Origin of the sequence: Enterococcus sp. E5-37 (genome assembly GCF_035726925.1) — a bacterium.
GTDB classification, from domain to species: Bacteria; Bacillota; Bacilli; order Lactobacillales; family Enterococcaceae; genus Enterococcus_B; species Enterococcus_B faecium.
The window spans coordinates 44348-61870 of record NZ_JAPMLG010000004.1 but is presented as its reverse complement, the minus strand read 5'-3'; the positions used below and the strand labels follow the sequence as shown (position 1 = coordinate 61870).

The window sequence follows — 17523 nt, the reverse complement described above, 5'->3', positions numbered from 1 at the left end:
AGTATGAAGAAACTAAGCGGCTTTTTCACAACCTCTTTTTCAATATCTTTTTGTTCTTGGGATAAAACTATCCCGAACAATCAATCGCGCAGGATAAGTCAAAATGATCGGTTCATCACGTATACCGTCAATTCGCTCCAACGCCATTCGAACAGCTGCTTGCCCAATTGATTTTGCATTGATTTGAACACTGGTCAAGCTAGGGGAGAGGTTTGCAATTGTCTCGATATTATCGAAGCTTGCTACAACAATCTCTTCTCCAATTTGGATGTTTTTTTGCTTCAATGCCCGATAGACACCGATTGCCAGTGGATCGCTCCCTACAAGAATGGCAGTAGGAAGAGGGGATTCATTTTCTAATAGATCAGTCGCAAGTACCTCACCTTGTTTTTCTGTCCAGCCACCTAGACGATAAGACATATATTTTTCTAAGTGATGATCGATCATAAAATGCTGATAGGCACGCATCCTCTTTTCGTTTATAGAAATCTGCTTCCCACCGAATTCATCCATATCGACTTTATATCCCCCGATATAGGCTATTCTTTTATGACCATTTTCTAAGAACAATTCCAGTACGGTTTTAGTCATCCGTTCAAGATCTGCATACACCATATCGACCTCTTGCTGGATGTCAGGGTTATCCACGACGACTATTTGCATGTTTTGTTTTAACAAAGCGGTAATCGATTCTTTCGTAACAGTCCCAACAACGATCACCGCACCTAACTGATCTAGATCTTCCCATTGTTTAGGATTATCAGATAGATTATAGATTCGATTCATCCCTAAATGCAGACGTCGAGCTTCTTCTTCCATCCCTACTCGCAAATGTTTGTAATAGACATCCTGTTCTTCGCTCGCTTTGCCGATCGTAGAGATCACACCAATCGAAGGCATTCTCTTTTTGATATATTTACGAGTACTGATGTCATAATCCAACGCAGCAGCTGCCTCTACTATCCGTTGCCGAGTAGCCTGAGCCACATGGATCGTCTGATCGTTATTCAACACGCGGGAAACTGTAGCAGGAGAGACATTTGCCTTTCGTGCGACATCTCTAATTCCAACCATTTTTACACACTCCTCAAAAAAATAAAAAATTTCTATTGACAAAATTGTTTAGTAAACAGTATACAGGAATTATAAAAAAAGTAAACGGTTTCCGTTTTGATGGGAGTGAAATGATGGATATTACGCATAGAAAAACAGATAAAAATTTCATCTTATTTGATGAAAATAGCCGAGTCTTCCATTTACGAAATACATTTCTTTCTTATCTGATAAAGATAGAAGAAAGCAATGTATTGGCGCATATTTATTTTGGCAAACCAGTCAAGCAGTACAAAGACAATAAAAATTATCCCCGAAGAGATCGTGGATTTTCAGGAAATGTTCCCTTAAATCCTGACCGGTCTCTGTCGAAAGATACACTACCGCAAGAATACTCTTCTCATGGCAGCATGGACTTTCGAACGCCCGCATCGATCATTCAGCGCAAGAATGGGTCAGACTTACTGGATCTGAGATATGACAGCCATTATATTACAGATGGGAAGCCATAGATCGAAGGCTTGCCTCAAACTTATGTGATGGACAAGTCAGAGGCACAAACGTTGATGATTTCACTTAAGGATAGAGAAACAGCGATTTATTTCGATTTGTTCTATACCATATTTACTGATAGAGCAGTGATCACACGATCTGTAAAGATAAGAAATGAAACCGGAGAAACAATCAAACTAGAAAAAGCAGCTAGTTTCCAGCTAGACTTTGCCCATACTAGGCGATTTGATGAAGTCATTGCTTTGCCAGGAGCACATGTCAATGAAAGACAGATTTCACGGCAATCTGTTTTATCTGGAACAAAAGTATTTGAAAGCCGTCGAGGAACGAGCAGTCACCATATGAATAACTTTATTGCTTTAGTTCATCATCATACGACAGAAAATACTGGAGAAGCGATCGGACTTCAATTTGTTTATTCCGGCAACCATTCTTTCGAACTTGAAAAAGATCAAATCAATCAATTGAGAGTCGTCGGTGAGATCAACAGCCATCGTTTTTCGTGGGAATTGAATGCAGGCCAGTCTTTTCAAACACCTGAAATGATCCTTTCTTACTCAAGTCAGGGATTGAACAAAATGAGTCAGATCCACCATGAGTTGCTACGTGAAAGAATCGCAAGAGGTCGTCATCAATTTGCTGAACGGCCGATTCTGGTCAATAACTGGGAAGACACTTACTTTGACTTCAATAGTGAAAAAATCAAGGCGATCATTGATGAAGCAAAGGAGCTAGGCATCGAAATGTTCGTATTAGATGATGGCTGGTTTGGAAAAAGAGATGCGGACAATTCTTCATTAGGAGACTGGTTCGAGTATGAAGGCAAGTTGACAAATGGATTACGTGAAATAGCAGATTATGCTCATAGCAAAGGGGTGAAATTTGGTTTATGGTTTGAACCTGAAATGATCTCGGTTGATTCTGAACTGTATCGAACACATTCTGATTTTCTTATGCAGGAGCCAGGTAGAATGCCTTCTGCTTCCAGATCACAACATGTACTGGATTTTACAAGGTTAGATGTTCGGCAGACGATTGAGAAACAAATGAGAAAGATTTTAGATACGATTCCTCTTGACTACATCAAATGGGATATGAACCGTTCGCTTTCAGATGTCTATTCGATTACCCTTGACCCACAGAGACAAGGAGAAGTAGCGCATCGTTATATGCTCGGGCTTTATGAACTACTTGAACATTTGACAACTGATTATCCGGAAATCTTATGGGAAGGCTGTTCTGGTGGAGGTGGACGGTTTGATGCCGGGTTTATTTATTATATGCCGCAGTCATGGACAAGTGATAACACGGATGCAGTGGAGCGTATGAAAATCCAATATGGAACAAGTCTTGCTTATCCGATTTCGTCCATCACAGCTCATGTATCAGCTGTGCCAAATCATCAGACCGACAGATCTACTTCGTTGAAAACAAGAGGAGAAACAGCTATGAGCGCTGTTTTTGGTTATGAACTGGATTTGACAAAGTTGTCTCCTGAAGAAAAAAAGCAAGTCAAAGACCAAATTATATCCTATCAAACGATTCGTCCGGTGATCCAGTATGGCCATTATTATCGTTTGGCGAGTCCTTTTGAAGAAAATATTGCCGCATGGATGTTTGTGTCTCCTAAACAAGATGAAGCTATTGTGTTTTTAGGGAGGATACTAGCTTCAGCTCAACCAGCGTTCCATGAAGTATATCTGATGGGGTTAGATGATGAGGCACTTTATCAGGAACAGACCTCGAAGCGGATATTTTCGGGGGCCGAATTGATGACAGTTGGACTTTACTTCCCCGATTTTCAAGGTGATTTCCAAACAGAACTGCTTCATTTCAAAAAGTTATGAGAGAGAAGGAAAAAAGTATGAAAGCAAATATAAAATGGTTAGATGATCCACAAGTTTTTAGAGTGAACCAATCAAATGCACATAGCGATCATGTTTGCTATGCAACAAGGGAAGAAGTAGAAACCACATCCTCCCTTAAACAGTCTTTAAATGGAACATGGCGTTTTTGTTATTCGCCAAATCCTTCGGTACGTCCAAAAACATTTTATAAAAAAGATTTTGATGCCTGTTCTTTTGATGAAATCACTGTTCCTAGTCATATTGAATTAGCAAATTATGACAAGATCCATTACATCAATACGATGTATCCGTGGGAGGGACATGTATTTCGCCGTCCCCCTTTCACGACAAGCCCTGAGAAAGAGGCGGAAGGGATCTTTTCAGCTGCTAAAGACAATCCGGTTGGTTCGTATTTGACGACTTTTCGATTAGAAGAAGGTCTAAAGGGAAAACAAATCTCGATTCATTTTGCTGGTGTAGAACAAGCAATGTTTATTTGGTTGAATGGTCATTTTATCGGGTATGCCGAAGATTCGTTCACTCCGTCTGAATTTGATTTAACACCTTATTTGGAAGAAGAAAATATTCTAGCTGTGGAGGTTTACAAAAGAAGTACAGCTGCATTCTTGGAAGATCAGGACTTTTTCCGATTTTTTGGGATCTTCAGAGATGTCTTCTTAGTTGCTCGAGGACAAAACCATTTAGAAGATCTTTGGATCAAACCTCGCTTAGATGACAAATGTCAAAATGGCAAACTTGAAGTAGATTTGTCTTTTGAGCAAGTAGCCAAAAACAGTCAGCTGAATGTAGCGATACTAGATCCTGATGGGAAGGAAATCTATCAACAGCAATATCCGTTAAAAGAGCAAATGACGATTCGCATCGATGGATTTGAAAATGTGGCACTGTGGGGGCATTTTCAGCCCAATTTATATAAGCTTGAATTGGAGACGATAGACGAAGAAAAAAGAGTAACAGAATATATTGACTATTCCTTCGGTTTTCGTAAAATCGAAATCAAAGATAAAATCATATACTTCAATGGAAAACGGATGATTATCAACGGGGTAAATCGACATGAGTGGCATCCGAAAAAAGGACGCGCCATCACTATAGAAGATATGGAAAAAGATTTGGCTATCATAAAAAATGCAAAGATCAACGGCGTACGGACATCTCATTACCCCAACCAGATCACTTGGTATTATTTATGCGACCAAGCAGGAATCCATGTGATGGCGGAAACGAACCTCGAATCCCATGGCTCATGGCAAAAAATGGGCGCATTTGAGCCTTCTTACAACGTACCAGGTGCAGTACCTCAGTGGCAGGCGGCTGTTCTTGATCGAGCAAAAACGAATTTCGAAACATTAAAAAACCATCCAAGTATTCTTTTTTGGTCTCTTGGAAATGAATCCTATGCGGAAGAAAACATTCGACAAATGAACGATTACTTCAAAAAAGTAGACCCCGATCGACTTGTCCATTATGAAGGGAATTTTCCAAATCCAGCATTCGAAGATTCGATTTCAGATGTAAAAAGCTGCATGTATGCGCCACCAGAAGAGATCATTGACTACCTTGAAAATAAAGCGGAAAAACCGTTCATCCTATGCGAGTATATGCATGACATGGGGAATTCGTTAGGTGGAATGGATTCTTACATGACGTTGCTTGATCGTTATGAAATGTACCAAGGAGGCTATATATGGGATTTTAAAGATCAGGCAATCCAAGTGACTGATCCAATCACAGGCAGAGAAGTGATGCGCTATGGCGGTGACTTTGACGATAAACCAGGTGACTATGAATTCTCAGGGAATGGGATCGTTTTTGCAGATGGACAAGAAAAACCCGCCATGCAGGAGGTAAGATATTATTATGAAAAATACAGTAAATAAAAGTCATATGGATACGGAAAAAGTTGCAATCGTCTTCGGCGACTGTACATTAGGTGTCAAATCGGGGAATACGCATTATATTTTTTCTTATACAAGAGGCGGACTGGAATCGCTCAATAAAAACGGAAAAGAATGGCTATACCGGGAAACACTTCCAGTTTTTTGGCGAGCAACGACCGATAATGACAGAGGTAGCGGATTTGGATTTAAATCCGGTATGTGGTTAGGAGCCGGATTGTATCCAAAAGTCAAAGAAATAGAAGTACTGGTGGACAATAAAAAGATCGATTTGCCGATTGCTCCAGTAAATAATCAATATTCAAGTAATGAATACGCTGAAACGGTTGAAATTATTTTTACACTGGAAATCAACACAGTACCAAAAACCCAAGTGACAATTTCCTACCAAATCGCTGGAGAGGGTAAAATGCTTGTCAATATGCATTATTATGGACAAAAAGGATTACCGGAATTACCCGCATTGGGTTTAAGGTTCATTATGCCAACGAAAGCAAAATTTTTTGAGTATGAAGGCCTATCAGGGGAAACATATCCGGATCGGATGGCTGGTGGTGTCGAAGGTATTTATAAAGTGGCAGGACTCCCCGTTTCCCCATACCTTGTTCCCCAAGAATGCGGCATGCATATGGAAACGAAATGGGTAGAACTAACAAGAAATCAAACGTTGGATAATACGGATAAAGATCAAGAAGATTTTTCGTTGCGATTTGAACAGCAGGATACGCCATTTGCTTTTTCCGCTTTACCATTCAAAGCAGAAGAACTGGAACAGGCAACACATATAGAAGAACTACCGCCAGAAAGACGAACGGTTCTTACGATTTTTGCAAAAGTAAGAGGAGTCGGGGGTATCAATAGCTGGGGAGCGGATGTTGAGTCACCTTACCGAATCAGCAGCGAAGAGGACCATGAAATCGGCTTTATTATTCAGTAGCAATCTTTAGATTATTATTTGAAAAACGGAGTTTACAAGACAAAGCTGCTTTATTCTATATGTCATGAACAAGAGAGTAAAAAAGTTCTCAGATACTTTTGTTCATGACTATTTTCTTCAATAAAACCAATTGTTATTTTTCTGAAAAACAAAGTTAATTATCAGAAAATTAAAAAAGTTTCATAAAAATGATTGACAGTCGATTTTTTTATGTCTATACTAGGTACAATTCTTACATCAGTTTGGAGCGATTTTTTATGAAATCTAGAAAACTTACAAAACTGAATACGTATTACTTTAGCTATTTTAGATAGGTTTGTATTCATGACTTCGTGGGTACAAACAAACCAGGTTTGTATCTATGATGGCTAAAGATTTTTAAACACGACTTACAGCCACGTAGAGAAATTCATCTATAGTGGCTATTTTATATTTTTGCAGCGCTTTTTAAGGCTCGTTGAAGATGTTCACTGTAGAGGCAATTTCCTACAGGGACATCTTTTTTTGTTGATTATCTGGGTCATAAGTAGGAAAGAAGGAGCGAAAATGAGAACAACAGGACACGGTCATTTAGTAGGAATTAATGTAAAACCACCTTGAAAAAGTAGAGAAAATCAGCCAAGATAGATAAGTAAACAAAAGAAAGCGGGAAAAACAATGATAGTAATTATGAAAAAAGAAGCAACGGAAGAACAAATAAAAAAAGTCGTCGATCATATCGAAAAAGAAGGATTCAAAGTCTCAATCGATCAAGGAACAGAACGAGTAGTGATTGGACTAAAAGGTGATACGCGAAGTTTACAAGAAGGAGCATTTACACGCTATGAAGGAGTAGAAAATGCTGTGCGTATTTTAAACACATACAAATTGACTTCTCGAGAATTCCATCCTGGCAATACAGTCGTGGATGTAGACGGAGTAAAAATTGGTGACGGCAGTTTCGTGACGATGGCTGGTCCTTGTTCTATCGAAGGATTAGACCAAATCAGAGAATGTGCGCGAATGGCCAAAGCCGGGGGCGCAAAAATTCTGCGAGGTGGTGCCTTCAAACCACGTACTTCTCCGTATGCTTTCCAAGGTTTAGAAGAAGAAGGATTGAAATACATCCGTCAAGCGGCTGATGAATTTGGAATGAAAGTGATTACTGAAGTGATGGATGAAGGGCATATCGACATGGTGGCTGAGTACAGCGATATCCTACAGATTGGCGCACGTAATATGCAAAATTTTAAACTGCTATCTGCTGTCGGTAAAACAGGTAAACCTGTTGGATTGAAACGTGGAATTTCCGGTACGATCAATGAATGGCTTAATGCTGCAGAATACATTGCAGTCGAAGACAAATCTCCTGTCATTTTTATCGAACGTGGGATTCGGACTTACGAAACAGCGACACGTAATACGTTTGATTTAAGTGCTGTCCCATTGATGAAAAAATTAACTCATTTCCCTGTGATTGTTGATCCAAGTCATGGTACAGGAATTTGGGAACTTGTACCACCAATGGCTCGTGCGGGTGTGGCAAGCGGAGCAGATGGCATGATCGTAGAGATCCATCCTGATCCTGCAAATGCTTGGTCAGACGGTCCCCAATCGTTGAATGAAAAGACTTACTCACGCATGATGAAAGAAGTTGCGATCATGAAAGAAGCAATGGAAAAGATTCAGACACTCGATTAATTCCAGCTTTTTAAAAGAAAGAAGTGAAATGAATGCTTACTGTACATGTTGATAACCAAAAATACGATATTCATATTGAAAAAGGCGCACTAGAACAGGCTGGATCATGGCTTCAAACGATTTGGAGACCTCAAAAAGTAGCTGTGATCACTGATACAAACGTTGCTCCACTATATGCAGAAAAAATCATGTTCCAATTGAGACAAGCTAATTTTGAACCAGTCCTTTCAATCGTACCGGCGGGTGAGACCAGTAAATCTTTAGAACAAGCAGCTGAGTTATACGATTTTTTAGCAGATAATGATTTTACCCGCAGCGATGGGATACTTGCACTTGGTGGAGGAATGGTGGGTGATCTAGCCGCATTCGTGGCCTCGACGTTCATGCGTGGGATCCATTTCGTTCAAATTCCGACTACGCTACTTGCACAAGTAGATTCTAGTATTGGCGGGAAGACAGCAGTCAATACAAACAAAGCGAAAAACCTTGTCGGAACATTTAGCCAGCCAGCTGGTGTATTGATTGATCCTGAGGTTCTAAAAACTTTGCCGGTACGTCGTTTACGAGAAGGAATCGCTGAAATCATCAAATCAGCAGCTATAGCAGATGCAACGCTTTGGAAACAGCTGAACGAGCTGAAAGACGAAAAAAATCTTCTGGAACATGCTGTTCCAATCATTACTGCTACGTTGGAAATCAAACGAAAAGTAGTGGAAGAAGATGTCTTTGACCAAGGAAATCGACTTATTTTAAATTTTGGTCATACAATTGGCCATGCAATTGAAAATACAGCAGGATATGGGGTAGTCAGTCATGGAGAAGGAGTAGCTATTGGAATGGTAGCCATCACTTCTCATGCAGAAAAAATCGGCTTGTCTCCAACTGGATCGACAGCTGCTTTAGAAAGGATACTTCAAAAATTCCATCTGCCGATTACGTATGATCTAAGTCATCCAGATGAATTATTCCACGCGATAACCCATGATAAGAAAGCAAGAGGAAGCCAATTGAATATCATCTTGCTAGAAAAGATTGGGCAAGCAAAAATCGTTCCTGTTCCCACAGAGACATTCAAAGATTACTTAGGAGGACTGTAAGATGCGTTATATGACTGCGGGAGAATCCCATGGACCAGAATTAACAGCGATTATTGAAGGACTACCAGCAGGATTACCTCTGTCAGAAGAAGAAATCAATCACGAACTCGCTCGCAGACAAGCTGGTTACGGCAGAGGAGGAAGGATGAAGATCGAAAAAGATCGTGTTCGGATCACGTCTGGCATCCGTCACGGCAAAACAATTGGTTCACCTGTCACTTTAGTGGTAGAAAATAAAGATTGGAAAAATTGGACAACTGTCATGTCTGTAGCAGAAGTGCCTGAAAAAGACCAATCACTGCGGCGAGTTGCACGTCCGCGTCCAGGACACGCGGATTTGGTAGGCGGTATGAAATACCATCATCGAGATCTTCGGAATGTGCTTGAACGGTCCTCTGCAAGAGAGACGACCATGCGTGTAGCAATCGGCGCAATTGCCAAGAAAATTCTGGAAGAACTTGACATCATCGTAGCAGGACACGTGATTTGTCTTGGTGGAATCCAAGCAGAAATACCTGGAAATATCTCGATTCAAGAAATCAAAGAAATTTCTGAAGCGTCAGAAGTACGAGTTGTTGATCCAGCAGTTGAGCAAAGAATAAAAGATTTGATCGATCAGACAAAGAAAAATGGAGATACGATCGGAGGAATTGTAGAAGTGCTCGTTGGAGGTGTTCCAGCTGGATTAGGAAGCTACGTACAATGGGACACGAAGCTAGATGCCAAAATCGCACAAGCTGTGGTTAGTATCAATGCTTTTAAAGGCGTAGAATTTGGGGTCGGATTCACTTCTGGTTCATTACCAGGCTCAGAAGTGATGGATGAGATCCTATGGGAAGAAGAAAGAGGCTATTTCCGACGTACCAATAATCTAGGCGGCTTCGAAGGCGGAATGACCAATGGCGAACCACTTGTCATTCGCGGGGTCATGAAACCCATCCCTACATTGTACAAGCCACTTCAAAGTGTTGATATCGATACAAAAGAACCTTACAAAGCAAGTGTAGAACGTTCGGATAGTACAGCAGTTCCTGCAGCTAGCGTCGTTGCGGAAAATGTTGTAGCCACTGTGGTAGCGACAGAGCTATTGTCAAAATTCCCAAGTGATTCGCTTGTTGAGTTGAAAGTTGCAGTGAAGGAGTACCGTGACTACTTGAAACATTATTAAAAAGGGGGCAAATAAGATGGCACAACATGTTTTTATCGTGGGGCTTGGACTGATTGGTGCTTCTATGGCACTTTGTATTCGTCAGACCAATCCAGAACTGATAGTAGTTGGTTGGGATAGTCAGTCAAAAACCCGTGAGCAAGCAATAGAACAGCAGATCGTTGATTACGTTGCAAATGATTTTGAAACAGGTGCAGAACAAGCAGACGTTATCTTATTAGCCGTTCCCGTCCGTACAACCTTAGCTTATCTTGCTGTCCTTGAAAGAATCAACTTGTCTGATCACGTCATCATTACGGATGTCAGCAGTACGAAGCAGCAAGTCGTGACATCCGCTGAGCAGAAAAATCTTCGGTTTGTCGGTGGACATCCAATGGCTGGCTCTCATAAATCAGGTATACAGGCAGCAGATGCTAAACTATTTGAAAATGCCTATTACATCTTTACACCTTTGGAAAAGACGAAAAAAGATGTTGAAAAACTGCAAGAACTATTTTGCGGAACCAAAGCAAAATACGTAACTCTTACAGCAAGAGAACATGACCGTATAACAGGAATGCTAAGTCATTTTCCACATATTCTGGCAGCTGGCTTAGTCAATCAGGCAGAACAATTCAATCAAGAGTATCCGCGAGCCAAACAACTGGCAGCAGGAGGCTTTCGAGATATCACTAGGATCGCTTCCTCGGATCCTGTTATGTGGACAGATATTTTGTTGAGCAATAAGCAGATATTATTGGAACGATTGGCGGATTGGCAGCAAGAAATGGCACAAATAGCAGAATGGATCATGACTGAGAACCAATCGGAAATCTTTTCTTTTTTCAATCGGGCAAAAGAAAGTCGAGACCAGTTGCCTATCCATAAGCAAGGCGCGATTCCTGCCTTCTTTGATTTATTTATCGATGTGCCAGATGAACCTGGCGTTATTGCAGAAGTAACTGGACTGATCGGAAAAGCGGGAGTTTCTTTGATTAATTTGAAGATCCAAGAGACCAGGGAAGATATTTTAGGAATACTGCAAATCAGTTTTAAAAACCAACAGGATTTGTTACAAGCAAAAAGAATCATTATGTCTAATACCAGTTATCATTGCTGGATCAAATAGGAGGCTGGATAAATGCAATTATTACAACAAATACATGGATTAAGAGGAACTGTTAGGATACCAGCAGACAAATCAATTTCTCATCGCAGCATCATGTTTGGGGCAATTGCGGAAGGAACGACGACTATACAAAATTTTTTGCGCGCAGAAGATTGTCTGAGTACTTTACATGCCTTCCAGCAATTAGGCGTTGAAATCGAAGAAGAGGAAGAGATGATCAAGATTCATGGTCGCGGTAGCCACTCATTTGTCCAACCAACCGAATCAATCGACATGGGAAACTCCGGTACGACCATACGTTTATTGATGGGTATTTTGGCTGGACAGCCTTTTATGACTACTCTGTTCGGGGATGCTTCGTTGTCTAAACGTCCAATGGGGCGAGTGATGGAACCTTTACGCGAGATGGGCGCTGACTTGCAAGGAAAAGAGAATGAGCAGTATCTACCAATCACTGTGACAGGAACCAACTCTTTATCACCTATCCGATACAATATGCCTGTAGCCAGTGCGCAAGTCAAATCTGCTTTGCTGTTTGCGGCATTACAAGCAGAAGGCACATCCGTAATCGTTGAAAAAGAACGTTCCCGTAACCATACGGAAGAAATGATTCGTCAATTTGGCGGAAGGATCTCAGTAGAAGGTAAAACAATCACGGTAACAGGACCACAAAAATTAACTGGTCAACAGATAACTGTTCCAGGCGATATTTCATCGGCTGCTTTCTTTCTAGCAGCAGGGCTTCTTGTTCCGGAAAGCCAACTGTTATTAAAAAATGTCGGGGTCAATCCAACAAGAACCGGTATCTTAGATGTGCTGGAGGAGATGGGCGCAGCGATTACCCAGACGAATCACAATGAACAGAACCAATCGGCTGATTTAAGTGTCAAGACGAGTCATTTGAAGAAAGCAACGATTGGTGGAGAAATCATTCCACGTCTGATTGATGAATTGCCCATTCTAGCTTTAGTGGCTACTCAAGCAGAAGGAATCACGATCATCAAAGACGCAGAAGAATTAAAAGTAAAAGAAACCAACAGAATTGATGCGGTGGCAGAAGAATTACAGAAAATGGGAGCAAAGATAAAAGCGACAGCAGACGGTCTGATCATCCATGGGCCGACACCTCTGCATGGCGCAAAAGTGTCCAGCAGAGGCGATCATCGAATCGGTATGATGCTGCAAGTAGCTGCTTTGATAGCTGATGGACCTTGCGAACTAGAAGGAGCTGAAGCTGTTTCAATCTCTTATCCGGCATTTTTTGACGATTTAGCAGAACTTGTGTCAGGAGGAGAAGCTCATGGCTAGCATTTTGCTGATTGGTTTCATGGGCGCTGGAAAAACAACAATCGGTAAAGGGTTAGCTCAACGTTTACAAAAAGAGTATGTAGATTTAGATACAAAGATTGAGGAACATATCCAATTGTCGATTGCCGAATATTTTCACTATTACGGTGAAAAAAGCTTTCGAAAAGTGGAGTCAGATATTTTAAGAAAGCTGTCAAATGAAGATAAAATTATCGCGACTGGTGGAGGGATTGTCCAAAGTGCAGAAAATCGGCGTTTTTTAAAAACACAGCCGATTGTTCTTTACTTAGAGGCAGAAGCGGACTGTCTAGTTGATCGTATCCAACAAGATGAAACGTCTATTCGACCTTTAGCTCTTGGAAAAACAAGAGAAGAAATAAAAGCATTATTGGCACAACGACTTTCTTGGTATGAAGAAAGTGCGACACATCGAATCAACACGACCAATCAAACACCAGAAAAGATCATCGATACCATTATAGAAAGGATCAAAAGCATATGAACGTCAGCTATCTAGGGCCAGAAAGTTCATTCACTTATCAGGCGGCTTGTCAGCTATTTCCTACAGAACAATTGACTGCGTATGCTTCCATCCCTGCTTGTTTGCGCGCTTTGTTTCGCAAACAAGTCGATCTGGCTGTCGTTCCTGTAGAGAATTCATTGGAAGGATCTGTTCATCACACAATCGATCTTCTTTCCAAACATCCAGAAGTCGAAGTTAAAAGTGAAATCGTTCTTCCTATCAAGCAGCAGCTTTTAGGCAATCCAGCAACAAAGATTACAAAAATCCTTTCACATCCACAAGCACTAGCACAATCACAACAGTTTTTAGAAACGCATTATCCTAATGTTCCTTTAGTAGCAACAGAATCAACAACTGCTGCAGCAATGTATGTAGCAGAACATCCGAAAGAAGACGCAGCAGCGATTGCTTCATTAGAAACAGCACAGCATGTTGGATTGGAGATCTTAGCTGAGAATATCCAAGATAATGAGTTGAATCAGACACGTTTTTGGATCATAGGTGATCGAAAGATGACCAGCCAGCAGCCAGCTCCAGTAAAAATGAGTGTCATCTTGACACTACCTGCTAATCGGCCAGGGATGCTTCATAAAATGCTGGCAGCTTTCGGATGGCGGGAGATCAACTTAAGTAAGATTGAATCCCGACCATTGAAAACCAGTTTGGGAGAATATTTTTTCGTGATCGATTTGTTGTTGGACCGCCCAATGACATTAGTAGAGAATGCGCTCCAAGAAATCAAGATGCTCGGAGGAGAAAGTCAAATATTGGGCTGTTATCCAGTGCTGACAGTAGAAGAGACGCGTAGATGAAAGTCAAGAATACTGATTGATTTATTTAACTTAAAATAAAAAAATCAGTGCTTGGCTATTCTTTATTTTTGATATTCTGATTGATTTTTAGGAAGAAGCGGTAGACAAATCGTTACAGTCGTTCCTGTCCCAATCACTGATTGGATCGTTAAGCCATATGCATCGCCATACATTAGGCGTATCCGCTCATCTACATGGCTGATGCCGATTCCTGAAAAATGATCATTTTTTTGTTTGGTATTTTCAGTATCGAAGCCATCGCCGTTATCAATCACTTCGAATAAAAGAAGCTGATTTTTTGTTTTGCCGTACACCGTGATGAATCCTTGCGTTTTATTGTGAAAAGCATGAAGATAGGCGTTTTCGATAATTGGTTGAAGGATCATATTCGGCATAGATAATGACTGCAGTTCATCAGGAATCATTATTTTAGCCGAGATTCTTTCGCCATATCGCATACTCAAAAGATCGATGTAACTTTGTACGCTTTTGATTTCTTCCTTGACTGGAATCACTTCTTCTTTTTTCCCAATCGTACTTCTTAGTAAAGTAATGAAACTGTCGATTCCTTGAACTGCTTCATCTGTTTTTTTCTGCCAAATCAAAAATTTCAAGCTAGTCAGCGTATTATAAATAAAATGGGGCTGTATCTGTGCTTGCATAGTTTGGATTTCAAGCGAACGTTTCTTCTTTTCGTCTTGGATCGTCTGTTCATAATGATGCTGAGCATTACTTAGCAATTGATTGATCGTATTCCCTAGCAATTGGACTTCATGGCTTCCTTGTACAGGAACAGTAGCTTTTAAGCCATCTTCCTCTAGCCGTTTTAGCGAATCAATCAAGCGGTAGATCGATTTTGTGTGTCGATCCAAATACATAAATACCAATGAGCCAGCAAAAGCAAGTGTCACGATATTATACAAAATAATCGGAAAAATCACGCCCATTTGGTTAGATAAAGAATGAAGATCGACTTGACTGAGTAATGTACAATCCTGGCGGTACAGAGGAAGACGGGTCAACTGCTGTCCATTTGAAATCGTTGTTTCACCTACTGTTAGTTTTTTGAAAATCATTGATCGGCTCCCAATTGTATTTTCTTCATTTGATGCGATGATCGTCTGTTCTTCGTTCATGAAGGAGATCTTCGATATCTCAGGATTTACTACAGATTGAAAAAGATTCGCTAGTTGCTTGGATGAGATCGATAAAACAGCATATCCGTAAACGTGATTCAATGTATTTTTCAGTTTTTTGACAAAGAAGACGCTGGGTGCTTTCTTATCGCGAAAAGTCAATCCGTGGTGTGCAAAAAGCATTTGTGTATCAGCAGCACGTTCATTCACTCTCTGAGCAATCGCAGATTGAAAAAAAGAATCGGCAGATACGGCAGTGAACATGTCGTTTCCGACAAAAGTTCTTCCATTTTCTCCAAAGATCAATACATCGTAATCGATCATTGGATGGATTTTTGAAAGAGAGTCATTCATTTTTTGGATTGTTCTTAGTTGCTGAAGCTGTTCCATATGTTGGGCTGGATCATTGGAAAAATAGCTTTTGACAGCTGGATTAGAATCAAAAGCGGCTAATGTATTCTCGATTGTATCATTCAAACTTTCAAATTCAGATTGAATCTTTTTTAGTACCACATCATTCGATTGATTGAACAGCTGGATATAGGCATCCCTTGATCGATGATAAATAAACAAAGAAATGACGATGGCTTGCAGAAAAAGACCGATGAACAAAATGAACAGAAGTTTGGCAAAGAGTTCATGCTCTTTGATTTTTTTTCTCATTTTACAAAAGTTCCTTTACGGTATTGAGAAGGTGTCATTCCTGTCTCTTCTTTAAAAACTCTGGAGAAATAACCCAGTTCGGTATAGCCGACTTTCTCACAGATTTCCGTCAAAGTAAGCCGTGTTTCCGTCAAAAAGAGCTTGGCTTTACTGATACGGACTTTTTTTAGATATTTTGAAAAGTTGATACCAAATTTTTCAGTAAAGATGGCTGAGAGATAGCTATATGAAAAATGATATTTTTCGGATAAAAGTTGTAAATTGATTTCTTTCTCATAATTTTCCTGGACGAACTCGTAGATCAAAGTCAAGATATCGAAATTGTCTTTTTTTGCATTTGCAGAAAAGTGGGTGAGTTTCTCAAGTGTTTCTTTGACAAGAATAGAAAAATCTTCGAAATACTCAGCATCGGCTAATAAAGAAGGAAGGGCGATCTTGAGCAAAGAAAGTTCTTCATTCCCAACATGCTCGTCAGCCAAAGCGTTGAGTAATGCATAGAAACGATTGATTGCCTCATGTTTCAAATAAGCTGGATCAATAGGCTGTTCCAATATCGTCGTGAAGAAATTCTCAAGTTCTTTGACAGCTAAAGCGTAGTCTTTATGAACGATTTTTGTTAAATAACTACTTGCTTGCTGCTCGTGGTTGGTTAATAACGGAAGAAGTTCATGCTGATAAGCAAGGTTCTTTCCCTTATGATAGAAACGTTGTCCTTTGGTGCAATTTCTGATCTCTTGGAATATTTCATTGATATCTTGGATTGCAAAAGAATCAGAAACAACAAAAAAATCACCTGGAAAAACTTCTTGACGAAACTTTTGAACAAACTTCCTAAGTGTATCTTTGGAATCAGTATTGATTACATAGCCGGATTCTTCCGAAAAGGTAGAAACAGGATAAATAGTAAACGAATCGTCGCTATCCATCAATGAATGGGTGATCGACTGTTTTTGTTTAGAGCCTTGTTTTGAACTGAATGGCCGTTTTTCGGTATATAACAGAAAAAACAAGGTGTGTTCAAAAAGAAGAGGGTCAAGCAATGGACGAGTTTGTCCAGCAATCTGCTGTGAAAGATTCTCGCAGATCTGCTCATAACGATTGGTGATTGGGCTTTTGTTGGGCTTTTTTTTTATTTTTTGTGAAACGGCAGTTAAGGAATTTAGAAAAAAATCAGGACTCAATCGAGGCTTTAAAAGATAATCAGCGACGCCTTCTTTAAAAGAATCTTTAACCATATCAAATTCATCATAGCTAGAGAGGATAAGGATCTGTGTTTCAGGTTGTTGCTGTTTTAATAGCCGCGATAATTCGATTCCATTTAATTCAGGCATCATTACATCTGTGACCACGATATCGATTGCATGTACCAAAGAAAAATCAAGCGCTTTCAACGGACTGGAAAAAGTCCCTATTAATTGAAACCCGTGCTCAGACCAATTGATCAACTGTTTCATTCCATCTAAAATCGTCTGTTCATCATCGATAAGAATTACGCGTATTGGCATTTTTTTACCCGCCTTAAGAATAGTCTTGTAATTTAAAAATACTTATTTCTAGGAGAAAATGCAAGGATATTTTTATTTTAAAGAAACCTCACCATTTCGATCTTTGGTCTAGATGCTAAGATTATTCCTTTTGTCATAGTTGATTTGTATTTTTTTATTATTTTAGGAGAAATTTTTGAAGTATCTGAATAATAAAGAAACCGTTTTCAAATTTTGGTATGATGAATGTAGCAAACGTAAACAACTAATGGATG

Annotated in this window: 12 protein-coding genes and 2 pseudogenes; 10 read left to right on the top strand and 4 right to left on the bottom strand. The window is 40.0% G+C overall.

From position 1 onward, the window contains the following. Positions 1–39 precede the first annotated feature (39 nt). Complete coding sequence (locus OS138_RS04390; protein WP_002295223.1) at positions 40–1074, bottom strand: LacI family DNA-binding transcriptional regulator; 1035 nt, start codon at positions 1072–1074, stop codon at positions 40–42. A 113-nt stretch (positions 1075–1187) separates the two neighbouring features. On the opposite strand from OS138_RS04390, the pseudogene OS138_RS04385 reads away from it, so the two are divergent. The 10 genes and pseudogenes from OS138_RS04385 (at position 1188) to pheA (ending at position 13965) form a co-directional block, all read left to right on the top strand. Then, a pseudogene (locus OS138_RS04385) lies at positions 1188–3413 on the top strand (alpha-galactosidase). 17 nt (positions 3414–3430) lie between these two features. Continuing rightward, a complete protein-coding gene (locus OS138_RS04380) occupies positions 3431–5314 on the top strand; it encodes a glycoside hydrolase family 2 TIM barrel-domain containing protein (RefSeq protein ID WP_086311857.1) in 1884 nt (627 codons plus the stop codon). Further along, positions 5295–6269 carry a beta-galactosidase small subunit gene (locus tag OS138_RS04375; RefSeq protein ID WP_002289516.1) on the top strand — a complete coding sequence of 325 codons (975 nt, stop codon included), beginning with the start codon at positions 5295–5297 and terminating at the stop codon, positions 6267–6269. The genes OS138_RS04380 and OS138_RS04375 overlap by 20 nt, the downstream gene beginning before the upstream one ends. Positions 6270–6926: 657 nt before the next feature. After that, the gene (gene aroF, locus OS138_RS04370; RefSeq protein ID WP_002289144.1) at positions 6927–7949 is read left to right on the top strand and encodes a 3-deoxy-7-phosphoheptulonate synthase; all 1023 of its coding nucleotides are present in this window, start codon (positions 6927–6929) and stop codon (positions 7947–7949) included. Between the two features lie 32 nt (positions 7950–7981). Further along, a complete protein-coding gene (gene aroB, locus OS138_RS04365; RefSeq protein WP_002323120.1) occupies positions 7982–9046 on the top strand; it encodes a 3-dehydroquinate synthase in 1065 nt (354 codons plus the stop codon). A 1-nt stretch (position 9047) separates the two neighbouring features. Beyond that, complete coding sequence (gene aroC / locus OS138_RS04360; protein WP_002295218.1) at positions 9048–10214, top strand: chorismate synthase; 1167 nt, start codon at positions 9048–9050, stop codon at positions 10212–10214. A 16-nt stretch (positions 10215–10230) separates the two neighbouring features. Next, on the top strand, positions 10231–11322 hold the full coding sequence (locus OS138_RS04355; protein ID WP_002295216.1) for a prephenate dehydrogenase: 1092 nt from the start codon (positions 10231–10233) through the stop codon (positions 11320–11322). A gap of 12 nt (positions 11323–11334) precedes the next feature. Then, positions 11335–12630 carry a 3-phosphoshikimate 1-carboxyvinyltransferase gene (gene aroA, locus OS138_RS04350; protein WP_002295215.1) on the top strand — a complete coding sequence of 432 codons (1296 nt, stop codon included), beginning with the start codon at positions 11335–11337 and terminating at the stop codon, positions 12628–12630. Beyond that, entirely contained in the window at positions 12623–13132 is a 510-nt protein-coding gene (locus OS138_RS04345) for a shikimate kinase (protein ID WP_002295213.1), read from the top strand. The genes aroA and OS138_RS04345 overlap by 8 nt, the downstream gene beginning before the upstream one ends. Continuing rightward, entirely contained in the window at positions 13129–13965 is an 837-nt protein-coding gene (pheA, locus tag OS138_RS04340; protein WP_002295212.1) for a prephenate dehydratase, read from the top strand. The genes OS138_RS04345 and pheA overlap by 4 nt, the downstream gene beginning before the upstream one ends. Before the next feature lie 62 nt (positions 13966–14027). Here pheA and OS138_RS04335 read toward each other — a convergent pair whose 3' ends face one another. The 3 genes and pseudogenes from OS138_RS04335 to OS138_RS12740 form a co-directional block, all read right to left on the bottom strand. Beyond that, complete coding sequence (locus OS138_RS04335) at positions 14028–15764, bottom strand: cache domain-containing sensor histidine kinase (RefSeq protein WP_325069755.1); 1737 nt, start codon at positions 15762–15764, stop codon at positions 14028–14030. Next, complete coding sequence (locus tag OS138_RS12745) at positions 15761–16690, bottom strand: helix-turn-helix domain-containing protein (RefSeq protein WP_002289135.1); 930 nt, start codon at positions 16688–16690, stop codon at positions 15761–15763. The genes OS138_RS04335 and OS138_RS12745 overlap by 4 nt, the downstream gene beginning before the upstream one ends. A gap of 318 nt (positions 16691–17008) precedes the next feature. Next, positions 17009–17218 (bottom strand): annotated as a pseudogene (locus OS138_RS12740) (response regulator); the annotation flags it as partial. Between the last annotated feature and the right edge of the window lie 305 nt (positions 17219–17523).

Bases quoted from the DNA above. Each gene is read 5' to 3' on its own strand.
- aroF (WP_002289144.1), top strand. From the start codon at position 6,927: ATGATAGTAATTATGAAAAAAGAAGCAACGGAAGAACAAATAAAAAAA.
- OS138_RS04335 (WP_325069755.1), bottom strand. From the start codon at position 15,764: ATGAGAAAAAAAATCAAAGAGCATGAACTCTTTGCCAAACTTCTGTTC.
- OS138_RS04355 (WP_002295216.1), top strand. From the start codon at position 10,231: ATGGCACAACATGTTTTTATCGTGGGGCTTGGACTGATTGGTGCTTCT.
- pheA (WP_002295212.1), top strand. From the start codon at position 13,129: ATGAACGTCAGCTATCTAGGGCCAGAAAGTTCATTCACTTATCAGGCG.
- OS138_RS12745 (WP_002289135.1), bottom strand. From the start codon at position 16,690: ATGGATAGCGACGATTCGTTTACTATTTATCCTGTTTCTACCTTTTCG.
- OS138_RS04380 (WP_086311857.1), top strand. From the start codon at position 3,431: ATGAAAGCAAATATAAAATGGTTAGATGATCCACAAGTTTTTAGAGTG.
- aroA (WP_002295215.1), top strand. From the start codon at position 11,335: ATGCAATTATTACAACAAATACATGGATTAAGAGGAACTGTTAGGATA.
- aroB (WP_002323120.1), top strand. From the start codon at position 7,982: ATGCTTACTGTACATGTTGATAACCAAAAATACGATATTCATATTGAA.
- OS138_RS04375 (WP_002289516.1), top strand. From the start codon at position 5,295: ATGAAAAATACAGTAAATAAAAGTCATATGGATACGGAAAAAGTTGCA.
- aroC (WP_002295218.1), top strand. From the start codon at position 9,048: ATGCGTTATATGACTGCGGGAGAATCCCATGGACCAGAATTAACAGCG.
- OS138_RS04390 (WP_002295223.1), bottom strand. From the start codon at position 1,074: ATGGTTGGAATTAGAGATGTCGCACGAAAGGCAAATGTCTCTCCTGCT.
- OS138_RS04345 (WP_002295213.1), top strand. From the start codon at position 12,623: ATGGCTAGCATTTTGCTGATTGGTTTCATGGGCGCTGGAAAAACAACA.